Source organism: Streptomyces sp. NPDC050549 (assembly GCF_040655035.1).
In the GTDB taxonomy this organism is placed as follows: Bacteria; Actinomycetota; Actinomycetes; order Streptomycetales; family Streptomycetaceae; genus Streptomyces.
On sequence record NZ_JBFAJD010000040.1, the window covers coordinates 19,423 to 34,234 of the forward strand.

General features: G+C 69.8%; 15 protein-coding genes and 1 pseudogene. 8 read left to right on the forward strand and 8 right to left on the reverse strand.

Annotation, left to right across the window (positions count from 1 at the left end; genetic code table 11):
• Positions 1-7: 7 nt before the first annotated feature.
• Complete coding sequence (locus AB0I51_RS38860) at positions 8-1,414, reverse strand: FAD-linked oxidase C-terminal domain-containing protein (RefSeq protein WP_362983154.1); 1,407 nt, start codon at positions 1,412-1,414, stop codon at positions 8-10.
• A 92-nt stretch (positions 1,415-1,506) separates the two neighbouring features.
• Between AB0I51_RS38860 and AB0I51_RS38865 the strand changes: the two genes are divergently transcribed.
• Complete coding sequence (locus tag AB0I51_RS38865; protein ID WP_362983098.1) at positions 1,507-2,988, forward strand: tetratricopeptide repeat protein; 1,482 nt, start codon at positions 1,507-1,509, stop codon at positions 2,986-2,988.
• A 28-nt stretch (positions 2,989-3,016) separates the two neighbouring features.
• Here AB0I51_RS38865 and AB0I51_RS38870 read toward each other — a convergent pair whose 3' ends face one another.
• Together AB0I51_RS38870 and hppD are read right to left on the reverse strand one after the other, a co-directional pair.
• A complete protein-coding gene (locus AB0I51_RS38870) occupies positions 3,017-3,883 on the reverse strand; it encodes a Teichoic acid biosynthesis protein C (Precursor) (RefSeq protein ID WP_362983099.1) in 867 nt (288 codons plus the stop codon).
• Positions 3,884-3,915: 32 nt separating this feature from the next.
• Entirely contained in the window at positions 3,916-5,061 is a 1,146-nt protein-coding gene (gene hppD / locus AB0I51_RS38875) for a 4-hydroxyphenylpyruvate dioxygenase (RefSeq protein ID WP_362983100.1), read from the reverse strand.
• A gap of 126 nt (positions 5,062-5,187) precedes the next feature.
• Between hppD and AB0I51_RS38880 the strand changes: the two genes are divergently transcribed.
• The 7 genes from AB0I51_RS38880 to AB0I51_RS38910 all read left to right on the forward strand — a co-directional run bounded on the left by AB0I51_RS38880 (position 5,188) and on the right by AB0I51_RS38910 (position 10,302).
• Positions 5,188-5,691: an Lrp/AsnC family transcriptional regulator gene (locus AB0I51_RS38880; protein WP_362983101.1), complete on the forward strand. Its 504-nt coding sequence runs from the start codon at positions 5,188-5,190 to the stop codon at positions 5,689-5,691.
• A 66-nt stretch (positions 5,692-5,757) separates the two neighbouring features.
• The gene (locus AB0I51_RS38885; RefSeq protein WP_362983102.1) at positions 5,758-6,405 is read left to right on the forward strand and encodes an ABC transporter permease; all 648 of its coding nucleotides are present in this window, start codon (positions 5,758-5,760) and stop codon (positions 6,403-6,405) included.
• Positions 6,398-7,642 (forward strand): betaine/proline/choline family ABC transporter ATP-binding protein, encoded by a 1,245-nt coding sequence (locus AB0I51_RS38890; protein WP_362983103.1) that lies wholly within the window; start codon positions 6,398-6,400, stop codon positions 7,640-7,642. The genes AB0I51_RS38885 and AB0I51_RS38890 overlap by 8 nt, the downstream gene beginning before the upstream one ends.
• The gene (locus tag AB0I51_RS38895) at positions 7,639-8,442 is read left to right on the forward strand and encodes an ABC transporter permease (RefSeq protein ID WP_362983104.1); all 804 of its coding nucleotides are present in this window, start codon (positions 7,639-7,641) and stop codon (positions 8,440-8,442) included. Before AB0I51_RS38890 ends, AB0I51_RS38895 begins: the two co-directional genes overlap by 4 nt.
• Positions 8,439-9,395: a glycine betaine ABC transporter substrate-binding protein gene (locus AB0I51_RS38900; protein WP_362983105.1), complete on the forward strand. Its 957-nt coding sequence runs from the start codon at positions 8,439-8,441 to the stop codon at positions 9,393-9,395. The genes AB0I51_RS38895 and AB0I51_RS38900 overlap by 4 nt, the downstream gene beginning before the upstream one ends.
• Positions 9,396-9,476: 81 nt before the next feature.
• Positions 9,477-10,067, forward strand: coding sequence for a helix-turn-helix domain-containing protein (locus AB0I51_RS38905; RefSeq protein WP_362983106.1), 591 nt, complete (start codon positions 9,477-9,479; stop codon positions 10,065-10,067).
• A gap of 40 nt (positions 10,068-10,107) precedes the next feature.
• Positions 10,108-10,302, forward strand: a complete 195-nt coding sequence (locus AB0I51_RS38910) for a hypothetical protein (protein WP_362983107.1) — start codon at positions 10,108-10,110, stop codon at positions 10,300-10,302.
• 14 nt (positions 10,303-10,316) lie between these two features.
• Here the strand turns inward: AB0I51_RS38910 and AB0I51_RS38915 are convergent, their stop codons facing one another.
• The 5 genes and pseudogenes from AB0I51_RS38915 to AB0I51_RS38935 form a co-directional block, all read right to left on the reverse strand.
• Positions 10,317-11,111 carry a S16 family serine protease gene (locus tag AB0I51_RS38915; protein ID WP_362983108.1) on the reverse strand — a complete coding sequence of 265 codons (795 nt, stop codon included), beginning with the start codon at positions 11,109-11,111 and terminating at the stop codon, positions 10,317-10,319.
• Between the two features lie 64 nt (positions 11,112-11,175).
• The gene (locus AB0I51_RS38920) at positions 11,176-11,817 is read right to left on the reverse strand and encodes a helix-turn-helix domain-containing protein (RefSeq protein WP_019065947.1); all 642 of its coding nucleotides are present in this window, start codon (positions 11,815-11,817) and stop codon (positions 11,176-11,178) included.
• Positions 11,818-12,146: 329 nt separating this feature from the next.
• A complete protein-coding gene (locus AB0I51_RS38925; protein WP_362983109.1) occupies positions 12,147-13,946 on the reverse strand; it encodes a DEAD/DEAH box helicase in 1,800 nt (599 codons plus the stop codon).
• A gap of 202 nt (positions 13,947-14,148) precedes the next feature.
• Positions 14,149-14,561: pseudogene (locus tag AB0I51_RS38930) on the reverse strand (Fic family protein); the annotation flags it as partial.
• Complete coding sequence (locus AB0I51_RS38935; RefSeq protein WP_362983110.1) at positions 14,558-14,776, reverse strand: hypothetical protein; 219 nt, start codon at positions 14,774-14,776, stop codon at positions 14,558-14,560. The pseudogene AB0I51_RS38930 and the gene AB0I51_RS38935, both read right to left, overlap by 4 nt.
• Between the last annotated feature and the right edge of the window lie 36 nt (positions 14,777-14,812).

The window sequence follows — 14,812 nt, forward strand, 5'->3', positions numbered from 1 at the left end:
GGGAGGATCAGAAGAGCTTGCCCGGGTTGAGGATGCCCAGCGGGTCGAAGGTCGCCTTGACCGCCCGCTGCATCTCCACGCCCACCGGCCCGATCTCGCGGGCCAGCCACTCCTTCTTCAGTACGCCGACACCGTGTTCGCCGGTGATGGTGCCGCCGAGCTCCAGGCCGAGGGCCATGATCTCGTCGAAGGACTCGCGGGCCCGCCGGGACTCGTCGGGGTCCTGCGCGTCGAAGCAGACGGTGGGGTGGGTGTTGCCGTCGCCCGCGTGCGCGCAGACGCCGATCGTCAACTGGTACTTCTCACCGATCCGTTCGACCCCTTCGAGCATCTCGCCGAGCCGCGACCGGGGCACGCACACGTCGTCGATCATCGTCGTGCCCTTGACTGCTTCGAGCGCGGTGAGCGACAACCGCCGCGCCTGGAGCAGGAGTTCGGACTCGGCCGCGTCCTCGGCGGGCACCACCTGGGTGGCCCCGGCGGCCTCGCAGAGGGCTCCTACGGCGGCCAGGTCGGCGGCGGGGTCCAGGGTGTCGAAGGCGGCCAGCAGCAGCGCCTCGGTGCTCTCCGGCAGTCCCATGTGCGCGAGGTCGTTGACGGCCTTGACGGTCGTACGGTCCATCAGTTCGAGGAGGGACGGCACGTGCCCGCCCTCCATGATCCGGCACACGGCGTCGCACGCGGCCGCCGCGGACCCGAACTCGGCGGCCAGCACAAGCTGCCCGGGCGGCTGCGGCTTCAGTGCCAGGACCGCCTTCACGACGATGCCGAGCGAGCCCTCCGAGCCGACGAAGAGGCGGGTCAGGTCGTACCCGGCGACCCCCTTGGCCGTACGGCGGCCGGTGCTCATCAGCCGTCCGTCGGCGAGGACGACGTCCAGGCCTAGGACGTACTCGGCCGTCACCCCGTACTTCACGCAGCACAGGCCGCCCGAGGCGGTGCCGATGTTGCCGCCGATGGTGCACATCTCCCAGCTGGAGGGGTCGGGCGGGTAGCAGAGGCCGTGTTCGTTGACGGCGCGGGAGAGGGTCGCGTTGACGACGCCCGGCTCGACGACCGCGATGCGGTCGACCGCGCTGATCTCCAGGATGCGGTCCATCTTGGTGAGGGAGAGCACGATGCAGCCCTCGGACGCGTTGGCCGCGCCCGACAGGCCGGTGCGGGCGCCCTGCGGGACGACCGGGACGCGCAGTTCGGTGGCGACGCGCATCACGTGCTGGACCTGTTCGACCGTGCGCGGCAGCACGACGACGGCGGGGGTGCCGGACGGGCAGAAGCTCGCCATGTCGTTGGCGTACGAGACCGTGACGTCCGGGTCGGTGAGGACGGCCTCGGCGGGCAGACCGGCCAGCAGGCGGTCGAGGAGGGGTCCGGTGTCCTGGTCGCGAGGCGCTTCGATACGGCTCATGATCACAGCGTCGCACTCGCGGCCATCGGTGTGAACCCCGTCCACGCCCGGCTTCGGCTGCCGGGGCGCGGTCGTCGTCCTGACGCAGAGTGAGCGCCATGGAGAACGAACAGCGGAGCCCGGGTACGTCCCTGGTGGCGGAGCCTCGCAGGCGCCGCTCCCCCGTTCTGCGGCGGGTGCTGATCGCCTCGGTCGCCGGGTGTGCCATGGTCGGCGGGCTGCTGTGGCTGCTGCCCGAGGAACCGCGTCCGGCGCCGCCGCCCGCGCCGGGACCCAAGACACAGGCGCTGACCGCGGTCACCGCGGGGGTGCCGGCCGCGCTGCCCGACCTGGCCGCGCTGATCGGCGACCGCGAGGCCCGGGTGCGGGCCCGTCCGACGGACGCGCGGTCCTGGGCGGTGCTCGGGGTGGCCTACGTGGAGCAGGGACGGCGGACCGGCGACGCCCTGTACTACCCGAAGGCCGACGACGCCCTCCACACCGCGCTGAAGGTCCGCGCGAAGGGGAACGACGCGAGCGCCGTGGCGATGGACGGCCTGACCGCCGTGGCGAACGAGCGGCGGGACTTCCGGGCCGCGCGGACCTGGGGCGAGGCCGCGCTGAAACGGGCGCCGAAGCGCTGGACGACGTATCCGCTGCTGATCGACGCGTACACCGGTCTCGGCGACTACAAGGCGACCCGGCGGACCCTCGAAAAGCTCCAGGAGCTGCACTCCGGGCCGGCCGTGATGGCGCGGGCCGCCGAGGTCTACCGCGACCGCGGCTGGCGCGAGGACGCCGCCGCCCAGCTCGCCGACGCGGCGGCCCGGGCGACCGCGCCCGCCGAGCAGGCGGCCTGGTGGCAGCGGGCCGGGGAGCTGGCCTGGGAGCGCGGGGACCGCGAGGTGGCTCTGCGGCACTTCGAGGCGGCCGTACGGATCGATCCCGACCAGCGGGAGGCGCTCGCCGGGGAGGGCCGGGCACTGGCGGCACTCGGCCGCACCTCGGAGGCGCTGAACGCGTACCAGGTCGCCCTCGCCAAACAGCCGACCCCCCAATACGCCCTGGAACTCGGCGAGTTGTACGAGGCACTGGGGCTCACGCAGGCGGCTCGGGTGCAGTACGACACCCTGCGGACCCTGGTGACCCGGGACGCGGCGGGCGGCGTCGACGACGAGCTGGTGCTCGGTGTGTTCGAGGCGGACCACGGGGACGCGCGGGAGGCCGTACGGCGGCTGCGCGGCGAGTGGGTCCGGCAGCCGGGGATCGCGGTGGCGGACGCGCTCGGGTGGGCGCTGCACCGGGCCGGGCAGGACGCGGAGGCGCTGAAGTTCGCGTCGGCGGCGACGGACAAGGTGCACGGGGGCGGGGTGCGGGACGCGCTGTACGCGTTCCACCGGGGCATGATCGAGCGGGAGTTGGACAAGACCGCGTCCGCGCGCCGGCATCTCCAGGAGGCACTTCAGATCAACCCGTACTTCTCACCGCTGCGGGTACCACAGGCGCAGGCCGCGCTGGCGGCCCTGGGCGAACCACCGGCCGAGCCCCTGCCCTCGGACAAGGAGGGTCAGGACAAGGGGCCTCAGGAGAAGGCGGGTTGAGGTCCCGGGGCCGCACACACGGTTACGGCTACGGCTTGTGGCAGAGCGAGAACCGGCGTGCCCCGGCCTCTCCGGACGCGAGGCCCAGGCACAGTCGCGTGTCGGGTTTCGTGCGGACGGCCAGGCCCTCCGGTTCGCGGTAGGTGAGGGAGTAGCCGGCCTCCGTGCGGGACTGCTGGAGCAGTTCGCCGGTGCGGATGTCGAGGCAGGAGACGTAGGTGTTGCCGTGTTTCGCGGGCGGGTTGGTGGTGGAGTCGTAGGCGGTTCCCGCGAGTTGGTAGAGGTGGTCGCCGTCGAGGGCATAGCCCTGGAACGGGATCGCCGGGTCGGGGTGGGCGCCGGTCTGGGGTATGTCGGCGAGCGGTGTGGCGTAGTCGCGGGCGACGAAGGCGTCCAAGTCCCATATCCGGTACCGGGGTTTGTTGGCGAGGCGGTAGCGGATGGCGATGCGGTTGGAGGCCGTGCAGACCGTGGGCTGGTTGTTGGTGGAGTTCGCGATCGGCTTGCGGATCGCGACGTCGGCGGCGGTGCGGACCGCTCCGTTCGCGAAGTGGAAGCGGGTGACGGCCTGGCCGTAGGCACCCCCGGAACCGGCCTTCGCGGCGGCCTCGGTCCAGATCCAGACGTCGCCGTCGGCGGTGTTCTGCACGCCCATGCTGACACCGTGCCCGAAGCCCTGGAGGTGCATGTGGCCGAGCAACTTGCCCGTGTAGTCGAGCTGGTTGAGGCAGAGGTTGCCCGCGTCGGCGCCGCCCTGTCTCAACTGGAGGACGTACAGCCGCTGGTGGACCTCGTCGAGGGCGAACGACTGGAGGACCGTGGGTTCGTGCAGGGTGCCCTTCTCCCACAGCCAGCGCACGGCCGGTACGGTCAGGTCGATGGGCGCGTCGGCCACGGTCCTCCCAAGTCCCTTGCGGGACCCGTGAGTTACAGGTTGCCCCGCTTTTCCTGCTCCCGCTCGATCGCCTCGAACAGAGCCTTGAAGTTGCCCTTCCCGAAGCCCATCGAGCCGTGCCGCTCGATGAGTTCGAAGAACACCGTAGGACGGTCCTGGACCGGCTTGGTGAAGATCTGGAGAAGGTACCCGTCCTCGTCCCGGTCGGCGAGGATCTTCAGCTCGCGCAGGGTCTCGACGGGGACGCGGGTGTCGCCGACCCATTCGCCGAGGGTGTCGTAGTACGAGTCAGGGGTGTCGAGGAACTTGACCCCGGCCGCGCGCATGGTCCGTACCGTCCGCACGATGTCGTTGGTGTTGAGCGCGATGTGCTGGACACCCGCGCCGCCGTAGAACTCCAGGTACTCGTCGATCTGGGACTTCTTCTTGGCGACGGCCGGCTCGTTGATCGGGAACTTGACCTTCAGGGTGCCGTCGGCCACGACCTTCGACATCAGGGCGCTGTACTCGGTCGCGATGTCGTCGCCCACGAACTCCTTCATGTTCGTGAAGCCCATGACCTTGTTGTAGAAGCCGACCCACTCGTTCATGTGGCCGAGCTCGACATTGCCGACGCAGTGGTCGATGGCCTGGAACGTGCGGTGGGCGGGCGCCTCGACGAGCGGGTCGGCCGGGTCGAAGCCGGGGAGATACGGGCCGTCGTAGTCGACGCGCTCGACCAGGGTGTGGCGGGTCTCGCCGTAGGTGGCGATCGCGGCGAGGACGACCGTGCCGTACTGGTCCTTCAGTTCGTACGGCTCGACGAGCGAGCGGGCGCCGTGCTCGACGGCGTAGGCGTGGGCGGCGCGCGCGTCCGGGACCTCGATGGCGAGGTCGACGACGCCGTCGCCGTGCTCGGCCACATGCCGGGTGAGGAACTCGCCCCAGGGAGTGGCGGGTTTGATCACGGAGGTGAACACGAAGCGGGCGGAGCCGTTGGTGAGAACGTACGAGGCGGTCTCGCGGCTGCCGTTCTCCGGTCCGGAGTAGGCGGCCAGCGTCATGCCGAAGGCCGTGGAGTAGTAGTGCGCCGCCTGCTTGGCGTTGCCCACGGCGAAGACGACCGCGTCCATTCCCTTGACCGGGAAGGGGTCGGCCTGCCGCGCGGTGTCGGGAGTGTGGTGAGTGGACGGCGTCATGGTCGAAGGCTCTCCCCCCTCCGCAAGGTGCGCAATAGTTTGCGTATCCGCTGGACATTCTGTTCAGTGGTAGGGCCGTCTCGGCGGCCTTTCTGTACAGGATGACCATCCTCGGAGGCGGACACCATGGGGATCGACCAGCTCGACGGCCGGATCATCGTGCTGCTGGCCGAGGAGCCGCGCATCGGCGTGCTGGAGATGTCCCGGCGGCTCGGGATCGCCCGGGGAACGGCACAGGCGCGACTGGACCGGCTTCAGTCGAATGGAGTCATCCGCGGCTTCGGCCCGCAGGTCGACCCGGCGGCGCTCGGCTATCCGGTCACGGCGTTCGCGACGCTGGAGATCCGCCAGGGACAAGGCCCGGACGTCCGGGCGCACTTGGCGACCGTCCCGGAGGTCCTCGAACTGCACACCACCACCGGCAGCGGGGACATGCTGTGCCGGCTGGTGGCCCGCTCGAACGCCGATCTCCAGCGGGTCATCGACCGGGTTGTCGGTTTTGATGGCATTGTCCGGGCCGCCACCGCGATCGTGATGGAGAACCCCGTTCCACTGCGGATCATCCCGCTGGTGAAACAGGCGGCAGGGCCTGCTCGGCGGATCGGGCCGGAGGAAACTCACGGTGCCTGACAAGCACCGGCGAGCGGGCCCCTGGAGCCGGAAGGGACGACCTGGCCGACGTAGGGGTGTGTGCATGTGAGCTTCTGGGAGTACTTGGGCAACCGGCACCAGCAGCTGCTCACCGACGCCTACCAGCACGCCAGCGCGGTCTTCCAGTGCATGGTCGTGGCCACCCTGATCGGGGTGCTGATCGGGGTCGTCACCTATCGGAGCGAGTGGGCGGGCAACCTCGCCACCACGACCACCTCGACCATTCTGACCATTCCGTCGCTCGCCATGATCGGTCTGCTCATTCCGATCGTGGGGCTCGGCGTCCCGCCCACGGTGATCGCGCTGACCCTGTACGGCCTGCTGCCGATCGTCCGCAACGCGATCGTGGGGCTGCGCGGGGTCGACCCGTCCCTGGTGGACGCGGCGAAGGGCATCGGGATGTCCCGGCTGATGCGGCTCGCGCGGGTCGAACTCCCGCTGGCCTGGCCGCCGATCCTCACCGGTATCCGGGTCTCCACCCAGATGCTGATGGGCATCGCGGCCATCGCGGCGTACGCCTCCGGGCCCGGCCTCGGCAACGAGATCTTCCGCGGCATCGGCTCCCTGGGCAGCAAGAACGCCCTCAACCAGGTGCTCGCGGGCACGCTCGGGATCATCGTCCTGGCGCTGCTGTTCGACGCCGCGTACGTCCTGCTGGGACGGCTGACCATTCCCAGGGGGATCCGTGCCTGAGCAGGCTACGACCACGTCCGGTGCCTCCATCGAGCTGGAGAACCTGACCAAGAGGTATCCCGGTAGCCCGCAGCCGGCCGTCGACAGCGTCAACATGGAGATCAAGGCGGGCGAGCTGGTCGTCTTCGTCGGGCCCTCCGGCTGCGGCAAGTCGACCACGCTCAAGATGATCAACCGGCTGATCGAACCGACCGGCGGCCGGATCCGGATCAACGGCGAGGACGTCACCGACATCGACCCGGTGAAGCTGCGCCGCAAGGTCGGCTACGCGATCCAGTCGAGCGGTCTCTTCCCGCACATGACCGTCGCCCAGAACATCGCACTCGTCCCGAGGATGATCGGCTGGTCGAAGTCCCGGATCAGGGACCGGGTGGAGGAGATGCTCGACCTCGTCGGGCTCGACGCCGGCGAGTTCCAGGGCCGCTATCCGCGCCAGCTCTCCGGCGGGCAGCAGCAACGCGTGGGCGTGGCACGGGCGTTGGCGGCGGATCCGCCGGTGCTGCTGATGGACGAGCCGTTCGGGGCGGTCGACCCGATCACCCGCGACCACCTCCAGGACGAGTTGATCAGACTCCAGCACGAACTGCACAAGACGATCGTCTTCGTCACCCACGACTTCGACGAGGCGATCAAACTGGGCGACCGGATCGCCGTGCTGCGCGAACGCTCGCACATCGCGCAGTTCGACACCCCGGAGGCGATCCTCACCAACCCGGCGGACGACTTCGTGTCCGGGTTCGTCGGCGCCGGGGCCGCGCTCAAGCGGCTGAACCTCACCCGCGTACGGGACGTGGGGATCACCGACTACCCGACGGTGACCGTCGACGACCCGCTCCAGAACATCTTCAACAAGCTCCGCGACAGCGGCACCAACGAGATCCTGCTGCTCGACAAGCGCGGCCGGCCCTACAAGTGGCTGCGGCGCGGCGACATGATGCGCGCCAAGGGTTCGCTGGCCCGCGCGGGCACGCTGGTCAGCGACACGGTGACACGTGACGCGACGCTCCGGGACGCACTGGAGGCCGTCCTCACGGACAACGCGGGGCGGGTCGCGGTGACCGGGCGGCGCGGCGAGTACATCGGGGTCGTCGACATGGAGACGCTGATGAACTCAGTGCACGAGCTCCTGGAGGCCGACCGGCTGGAGGCGATGGAGGCCCAGCACGAGCTGGAGGAGGCCCGGGCCCTCCAGACGCACGCCGAGCAGGAAGGCGCCGGAGGGGAGAAGAAGGCGTGACCACCACTCCCGAACTGGAAGAGGAGGAGACGGAGGCCCCGGCGCCGCCGACTCCCCCCAAGCGCCGCATCACCTGGCAGAAGCTGACGATCCTGCCCGCGTTCCTGGTGGCGGTCCTGCTGGCGACCTGGCTGTGGTTCGACCAGGCGCACCTGGACGCCATTTCGGAGAACGCGCTCTCCAACGGGCAGGTCAGCAAGGCCCTTTGGCAGCACGTCCAACTGACCGTGATCTCCACGTTCTTCGTGCTGATCATCGCGATCCCGCTGGGCATCCTGCTGACCCGCAGGGCGTTCCGGAAGGCCACCCCGGTCGCGATGACCTTCGCCAACATGGGCCAGGCCACCCCCGCGATCGGCCTGCTGGCCCTGCTGGTGATCTGGCTGGGCACCGGCGAGAAGGCGGCCCTGATCGGCATGATCATCTACGCCGTACTGCCGGTCCTGTCCAACACCATCGCCGGCCTGAAGGCCAACGACCCCACGCTCCTGGAGGCGGCCACCGGCATCGGCATGTCCCAACTCGGCGTCCTGGCGAAGGTGGAGCTGCCTCTCGCGGTCCCGCTGATCCTGGCCGGCGTCCGAACGGCCCTCGTCCTCAACGTCGGTACGGCGACCCTGGCGACCTTCGGCGGGGGCGGCGGCCTCGGCGTACTGATCACCACCGGCATCACCACCCAGCGGATGCCCGTCCTGGTCCTCGGCTCGATCCTCACGGTCAGTCTCGCCCTGCTCGTGGACTGGCTGGCCTCCCTGGCCGAACTGCTGCTGCGGCCACGGGGGTTGGAGGTGGGCACGTGAAGCGGACCTCTCTGGTGACGGTCGGAGCGCTGATCGTCGTGTCCGGCTGCGGGCTCACCAGCGGCTCCCCGATGGTCGACGACGTCGGTCCCGGCACCGTCGGCAGGGGCGAGCCCCTCAAGGGCGCCCATCTCACCGTCACCTCGAAGGAGTTCACCGAGCAGCTCATCCTCGGCGCGATGATGGGCATCGCCTTCCAGGCGGCCGGCGCGGACGTCCTCGACCGCACCGGCATCCAGGGGTCGATCGGCGCCCGCGAGGCCGTCAAGTCCGGTGACGCGGACGGGATGTACGAGTACACCGGCACCGCGTGGATCACCTACCTCGGCAACAGCGAGCCGATCACCGACCCGATGAAACAGTGGCAGGCGGTACGGGACGCGGACCTGAAGAACGGCCTGACCTGGCTGCCTCCCTCCGCCATCAACAACACCTACGCACTGGCCATGAACCAGGCCAACTTCAAGAAGTACGGCACGAGGACGCTCTCGGACGTGGTCGCGCTGGCCAAGAGAAACCCGGGCGCGGTGACCGTGTGCGTGGAGAGCGAGTTCGCCAACCGCGCGGACGGACTGCCCGGCATGGAGAAGGCGTACGGCATGGACATCGCGGCGAAGAACATCACGCAGATGGACACCGGGATCATCTACACCCAGGTGAAGAAGGGGAGTTGTACCTACGGCGAGGTCTTCACCACCGACGGCCGCATCAAGTCGATGAACCTCGCGGTGATGGCCGACGACAAGAAGTTCTTCCCCAACTACAACGCAGCGCCCGAGATCAACACCAAGGCCCTGAAGAAGTGGCCGGCGATCGCCGAAGTGCTCGCCCCGGTCACGGAGAAGCTGAACAACACGGTGGCGCGGACGCTGAACGCCAAGGTGGATGTCGACGGGGAGGACCCGCATCAGGTGGCGCTGGACTGGATGAAGGCGGAGGGGTTGGTCAAGTAGGGCCCGTGGGCGGCGAGTTGCAAAGAAGTGGATGCAAAAAAGGCGTTGCAAAGGACTCTTTGCAACGCTATCTTTGGACGCATGCCGGAGCCAGAGTCCAAAGAACGCCGGATCCACCATCTCGACGCCCGCTCACTTCGCGGGCTGGCCCACCCCCTGCGCATGCAACTGCTCGACTCGCTGCGCTTCAACGGTCCCGCCACCGCGTCCCAACTCGCCGAAAGACTGGGCGAGTCGAGCGGAGCGACCAGTTACCACCTGCGCCAGCTCGCGGCGCACGGCTTCGTCGAGGACGCCCCGGAGCACGGCAAGGGGCGGGAGCGGTGGTGGCGGGCGGCGTACGACGGGACGATGTTCGACGACGCCCTGTTCAAGGACGCCAACCCCGCCGTCCGAGGCGCCCTCGAAATGATCATGTACGAGGTGGCCACGAAGCACGCCCAGGAGCTGACCACCTGGCTCGGCAACCGGCACACCTGGTCAGAGGACTGGGTGGAGGGCAACGACATGAGCGACATGACGCTCCGGCTCACGCCCCGACTCGCCAACGAACTCATCGAGAAGATGCACGCCCTCGTCGAGAGCTACCGCGACCTGCCCGAGATGGCGGACGCCCCGGACGCCGAGCGCGTCCGCGTTCACACGCACACCTTCCCGATCGCCACGGACTGACGGACCGACGGTCCGACCGACCCCAGAGAGGCAACGCCCCATGCATCCCGAGACCCACCTCGCGCTGCACCACTCCCGCACCGCCGACCTCCAGGCCCAGGCCGAGGCCCACCGCCTCGCCGCCGAGGCCAGGGCGCCCCGGCAGGAGCTCCGTACCCGCGTCGGCTGGACCCTCGTAGAACTGGGTCTGCGGCTGGCCGCCGCGCCGAACGGCCCGAAGCCGGCCGTGGCCTAGAACCGGGACAGGCCCTAGCAGCCCGGTACGGATCCCTTACCCGACTCCAGCGCCTCCAGCGCGCTCACCGCGCCCTTCAGCGAGGTCACCGCGACCAGCCGCAGCCCCTTGGGCAGTTCGGACTTGGCGTCCGAGCACTCGGCCTTCGGCACCAGGAACACCGTCGCCCCGTCGCGGCGCGCGGCCTGGGTCTTGAGGGCCACTCCCCCGACCGCGCCGACCGTGCCGTCGGTGCCGATCGTCCCCGTACCGGCGATGGTGCGACCGCCCGTGAGATCGCCACCGTTGCCGTCGCCGTTCAGCTTGTCGATGATCCCCAGGGTGAACAGCAGACCCGCGCTGGGGCCGCCCACGTCCGCGAGCCTGAGCGTGACCTTCACCTTCTTGTCGCTGAGGTTCAGGTAGTCGAGCGCGGCCGTGGTCGCGTCGTCCTGCGACTCCTGCATCTGCTCCGTGTTGTGCTGCTCGATCTCCTTGACGCTGTTGCCGCTCGGGTAGACCGAGTCATGGGGCATGACCGCCCGATCGGTGCGGAACCAGCTGTCGATCACATCGCTCAACGAGACATGTTGATCGGGGCCGGTCGCCTCGATCGTCGTCATGCGCAACTGGCCGCTCGTCGTGCGCACCGGCGCCCCGGAGATCGTGATCACCGGGGTGCCCTTGTTCTCGCCGAGCACGTTCGCGGTCAGACCGGGCTGCGCCAGCGAGAACGGCAGCGGCGCGAAGGCCGCCGTGGCGAGCAGCGCCACGACGGGCAGGGCACAGACGGCTACGGCCCAGGGGCGCGTGAGGCGAGAGAGGAGCACGGGATCAATCTAACGCGACGGTCACTTTCGGCCGTGCGCCGGTCATCCGATCGCCATGAACGCCTCACCGCAGGGCTTCGGCGACCTCGCGTGCCGCGTCGACGACCCTCGGGCCCACCCGCTCGGGCACCGCGTCGGCCAGCATCACCACGCCGACGCTGCCCTCGACCCCGGTGACCCCGAGCAGCGGAGCCGCGGCGCCGCTCGCGCCCGCCTCCAACTCCCCGTGCGTCAAGGTGTATCCGGGCTCGTCCGCGCCCTGGTGCCGGGCGGCGAGAATCGCCCGGCCCGCGGCGCCCCGGTCCAGGGGGTGACGAAATCCGGCCCGGTAGGCCACGTGGTAGTCGGTCCAGGTCGGCTCGACCACGGCGACGGCGAGGGCGTCCGCCCCGTCGACCAGGGTGAGATGAGCGGTCGCCCCTATGTCCTCGGCCAGCGACCGCAGCGCGGGCAGCGCCGCCTCCCGTACGAGGGGGTGCACCTGGCGGCCGAGCCGCAGCACCCCGAGCCCGACCCGGGCCCGGCCGCCCAGATCACGTCGTACGAGAGCGTGCTGTTCGAGGGTGGCCAGCAACCGGTACACGACGGTCCGGTTGACGCCCAGTTTGTTGGACAGTTCGGTGACGGTCAGCCCGTGGTCCGTATCGGCCAGCAGTTTGAGGACGCGCAGTCCCCGGTCGAGCGTCTGGGAGGTCTCCGCGGTCACGACGCCCACTCCTTAGGTGGTGAGGTCGGCGGCCCCCTCGCGGCGGATGCGTCACCGAGTCCCGTCAGTGACGCGCTTCAGAGGCCGCCGATCGGCGAGGCGGCCCGGCGTGTCCGGGCCCAGTCGCTTCACGGCTGCGCTCCGCGGCGGCGCTGCCACGGGGCGTGTGCGTAGCGGGACACTAGCGAAGCCGGTTCGCTGAGCGGAAGTCTCCGTCCAGAATCCGGGCACCGACTGGTACGGACCGGTTCGCTTCACTCCGATATGTCCTGACCTGTGGATCGCCCATGCACAACTTCCGTACAGATGTCCGGGGTCGGCGGGGTGGGTCAGCGCATGCGCGTTGCCCACTCCTGCACCTTGGCGATGCGCTGGCGCAGCTGCCCCGCCGTGGCCTCGGCGCTCGGCGGGCCGCCGCAGGTGCGGCGCAGCTCGGTGTGGATGACGCCGTGCGGTTTGCCGGTCTGGTGGACGTACGCGGAGACCATGGTGTTGAGCTGCTTCCGCAGCTCCATCATCTCCTTGTGCGAGACGACCGGCCGCCGCTCGGCGGGCAGTTCGAGCAGGTCGGCCTGGTCGTCTGGCTTCTTGCGACTGTGCGCGATCTGCCGGGCCTGCCGCTTCTGCAGCAGCATCTGCACCTGGTCGGGTTCGAGGAGCCCGGGGATACCGAGGTAGTCCTGCTCCTCCTCGCTCCCCGGGTGCGCCTGCATACCGAACTCGGCACCGTCGTAGAGCACCCGGTCGAAGACGGCCTCGGACTCCAGCGCCTCGAAGGCGAACTGCTCCTGCTCACCGGTGTCCTCGTCCTGCTCCTTGTTCGCCTCGTCCATCTCCTTCTCGGACTCGGCGTACGGGTCCTCCTCGCCCTCCTTCTTGGGCTTGTCGAGGGCGTGGTCGCGCTCGACCTCCATCTCGTTGGCGAAGGTGAGGAGGTCGGGGACGGTCGGCAGGAAGACGGAGGCGGTCTCGCCGCGCCGCCGGGACCGCACGAAACGCCCGACGGCCTGGGCGAAGAAGAGGGGGGTGGAGATGGTGGTGGCGTACACCCCGACGGCGAGCCGTGGCACGTCGACGCCCTCGGACACCATCCGCACCGCGACCATCCACCGGTCGTTGCTCGCCGCGAAGTCGTCGATGCGCTTGGAGGCACCGGTGTCGTCCGACAGTACGACGGTCGCCTTGGAGCCGGTGATCTCGCGGATCAGCTTGGCGTAGGCGCGCGCGGAGTCCTGGTCGGAAGCGATGACGAGCGCGCCTGCGTCCGGGATGCCCTTCCTGACCTCGGTCAGCCGCTGGTCGGCGGCGCGCAGCACGCTCGGCATCCACTCGCCGCGCGGATCCAGCGCCGTACGCCAGGCCTGACTGATCGCGTCCTTGGTCATGGGCTCGCCGAGCCGCGCGGCGATCTCGTCGCCGGCCTTGGTCCGCCAGCGCATGTTGCCGCTGTAGGAGAGGAAGATGACCGGCCGGACGACATGGTCGGCGAGCGCGTTGCCGTAGCCGTAGGTGTAGTCGGCGGAGGACCGCCGGATCCCGTCGTTCCCTTCCTCGTACGTCACGAAGGGAATGGGATTGGTGTCGGACCGGAACGGCGTACCGGTCAGCGCGAGCCGCCGGGTGGCGGGCTCGAAGGCTTCGAGGCAGGCCTCGCCCCAGGACTTGGAGTCACCGGCGTGGTGGATCTCGTCGAGGATGACGAGGGTCTTGCGCTGCTCCACCCGATTCCGGTGCAGCATGGGCCGCACCCCGACGCCGGCGTACGTGACGGCGACCCCGTCGTAGTCCTTGCCGAGCGGCCCGGCGCTGTACTCCGGGTCGAGCTTGATCCCTATCCGCGCGGCGGCCTCCGCCCACTGCTTCTTCAGGTGCTCGGTCGGCGCGACCACGGTCACCTGCTGCACGACATGGTGGTGCAGCAGCCAGGAGGCGAGGGTGAGCGCGAAGGTCGTCTTGCCGGCGCCCGGGGTCGCGACCGCGAGAAAGTCCCGCGGCTGCTCCTGGACATACCTCTCCATCGCCCCCTGCTGCCAGGCGCGCAGCTTGCTGGCGGTGCCCCAGGGGGCGCGGCCGGGGAAGGCCGGGGAGAGGTGGTGGGTGTTGGCGGAGGAGGCGGCGGTGGTAGTCACGGTCTCCGTTTGGTTGGTAGGGCGGCTCGGCTACGTATGACAACCGGGCCACCCTACCGGCGGGGTGGCGGTGTCAACGTGCGGACGACGCCGGGGCGGGTGGGGATGGGACTGAGGTCACAGCCGACGGGAGTGAGGACAGGTGACCGGAGTGAGGACACACGTGGTGGGGGTGAGGACACACGTGGTGGGGGTGAGGTCCCAACGCCGTCAGTCGCTCCGCGATCGCCCCGATGTCCCCCTCCGTTCCCGAAGCCACGTCGATGACCAGGTCGTAGGCGATGTCCTGGTCCCCCCGGCGAGATCGACGCCGTTCAGAGCGAGGAAGGTCGCGGTGGCGAGCCAAGCGGTGCGCTTGTTGCCGTCGACGAGGGGGTGGCTCGTGGCGAGGGCGTGGCTCGTGGCGAGGGCGTGGAGGAGGGCGGCGCCTGTTCGTACAGGACCGTACAGGCCCGTACAGGCCGCCGTACCGAACATCCGAGCCCGCGGCCGATGCACCGCCGAGGCGAGCAACCCGGGCTCGCGCACCTCGGGCGCCCGCCCGCCGAAGGCGACCCGGGCGACGGCGGTCACTTCACCGACCGTGAGCTGCCGACGACTGGAGACGTACGTCATTCCCCGAGCCTCCTCAACAGGTCCGCGTGATCCGCGGCGAGCCGCTCGGCCACCGCCCGCACGAGCGCACCCTCGTCGTCCAGATATCTGCCTACGGCTTCCCGCACGAGGTCCTCCGGCAGCCGGCCGGTGGCGTCGGCGAGGTCGTCGAGGGCGTGCCGGAGGTCGGGGGCAAGGTCGAGGCGGAGGGGGTGGGCGAGGGGGAGCTGGTGCATGGGGGGAAGGGGAGGGGCAGCGATCACCGGCGGACG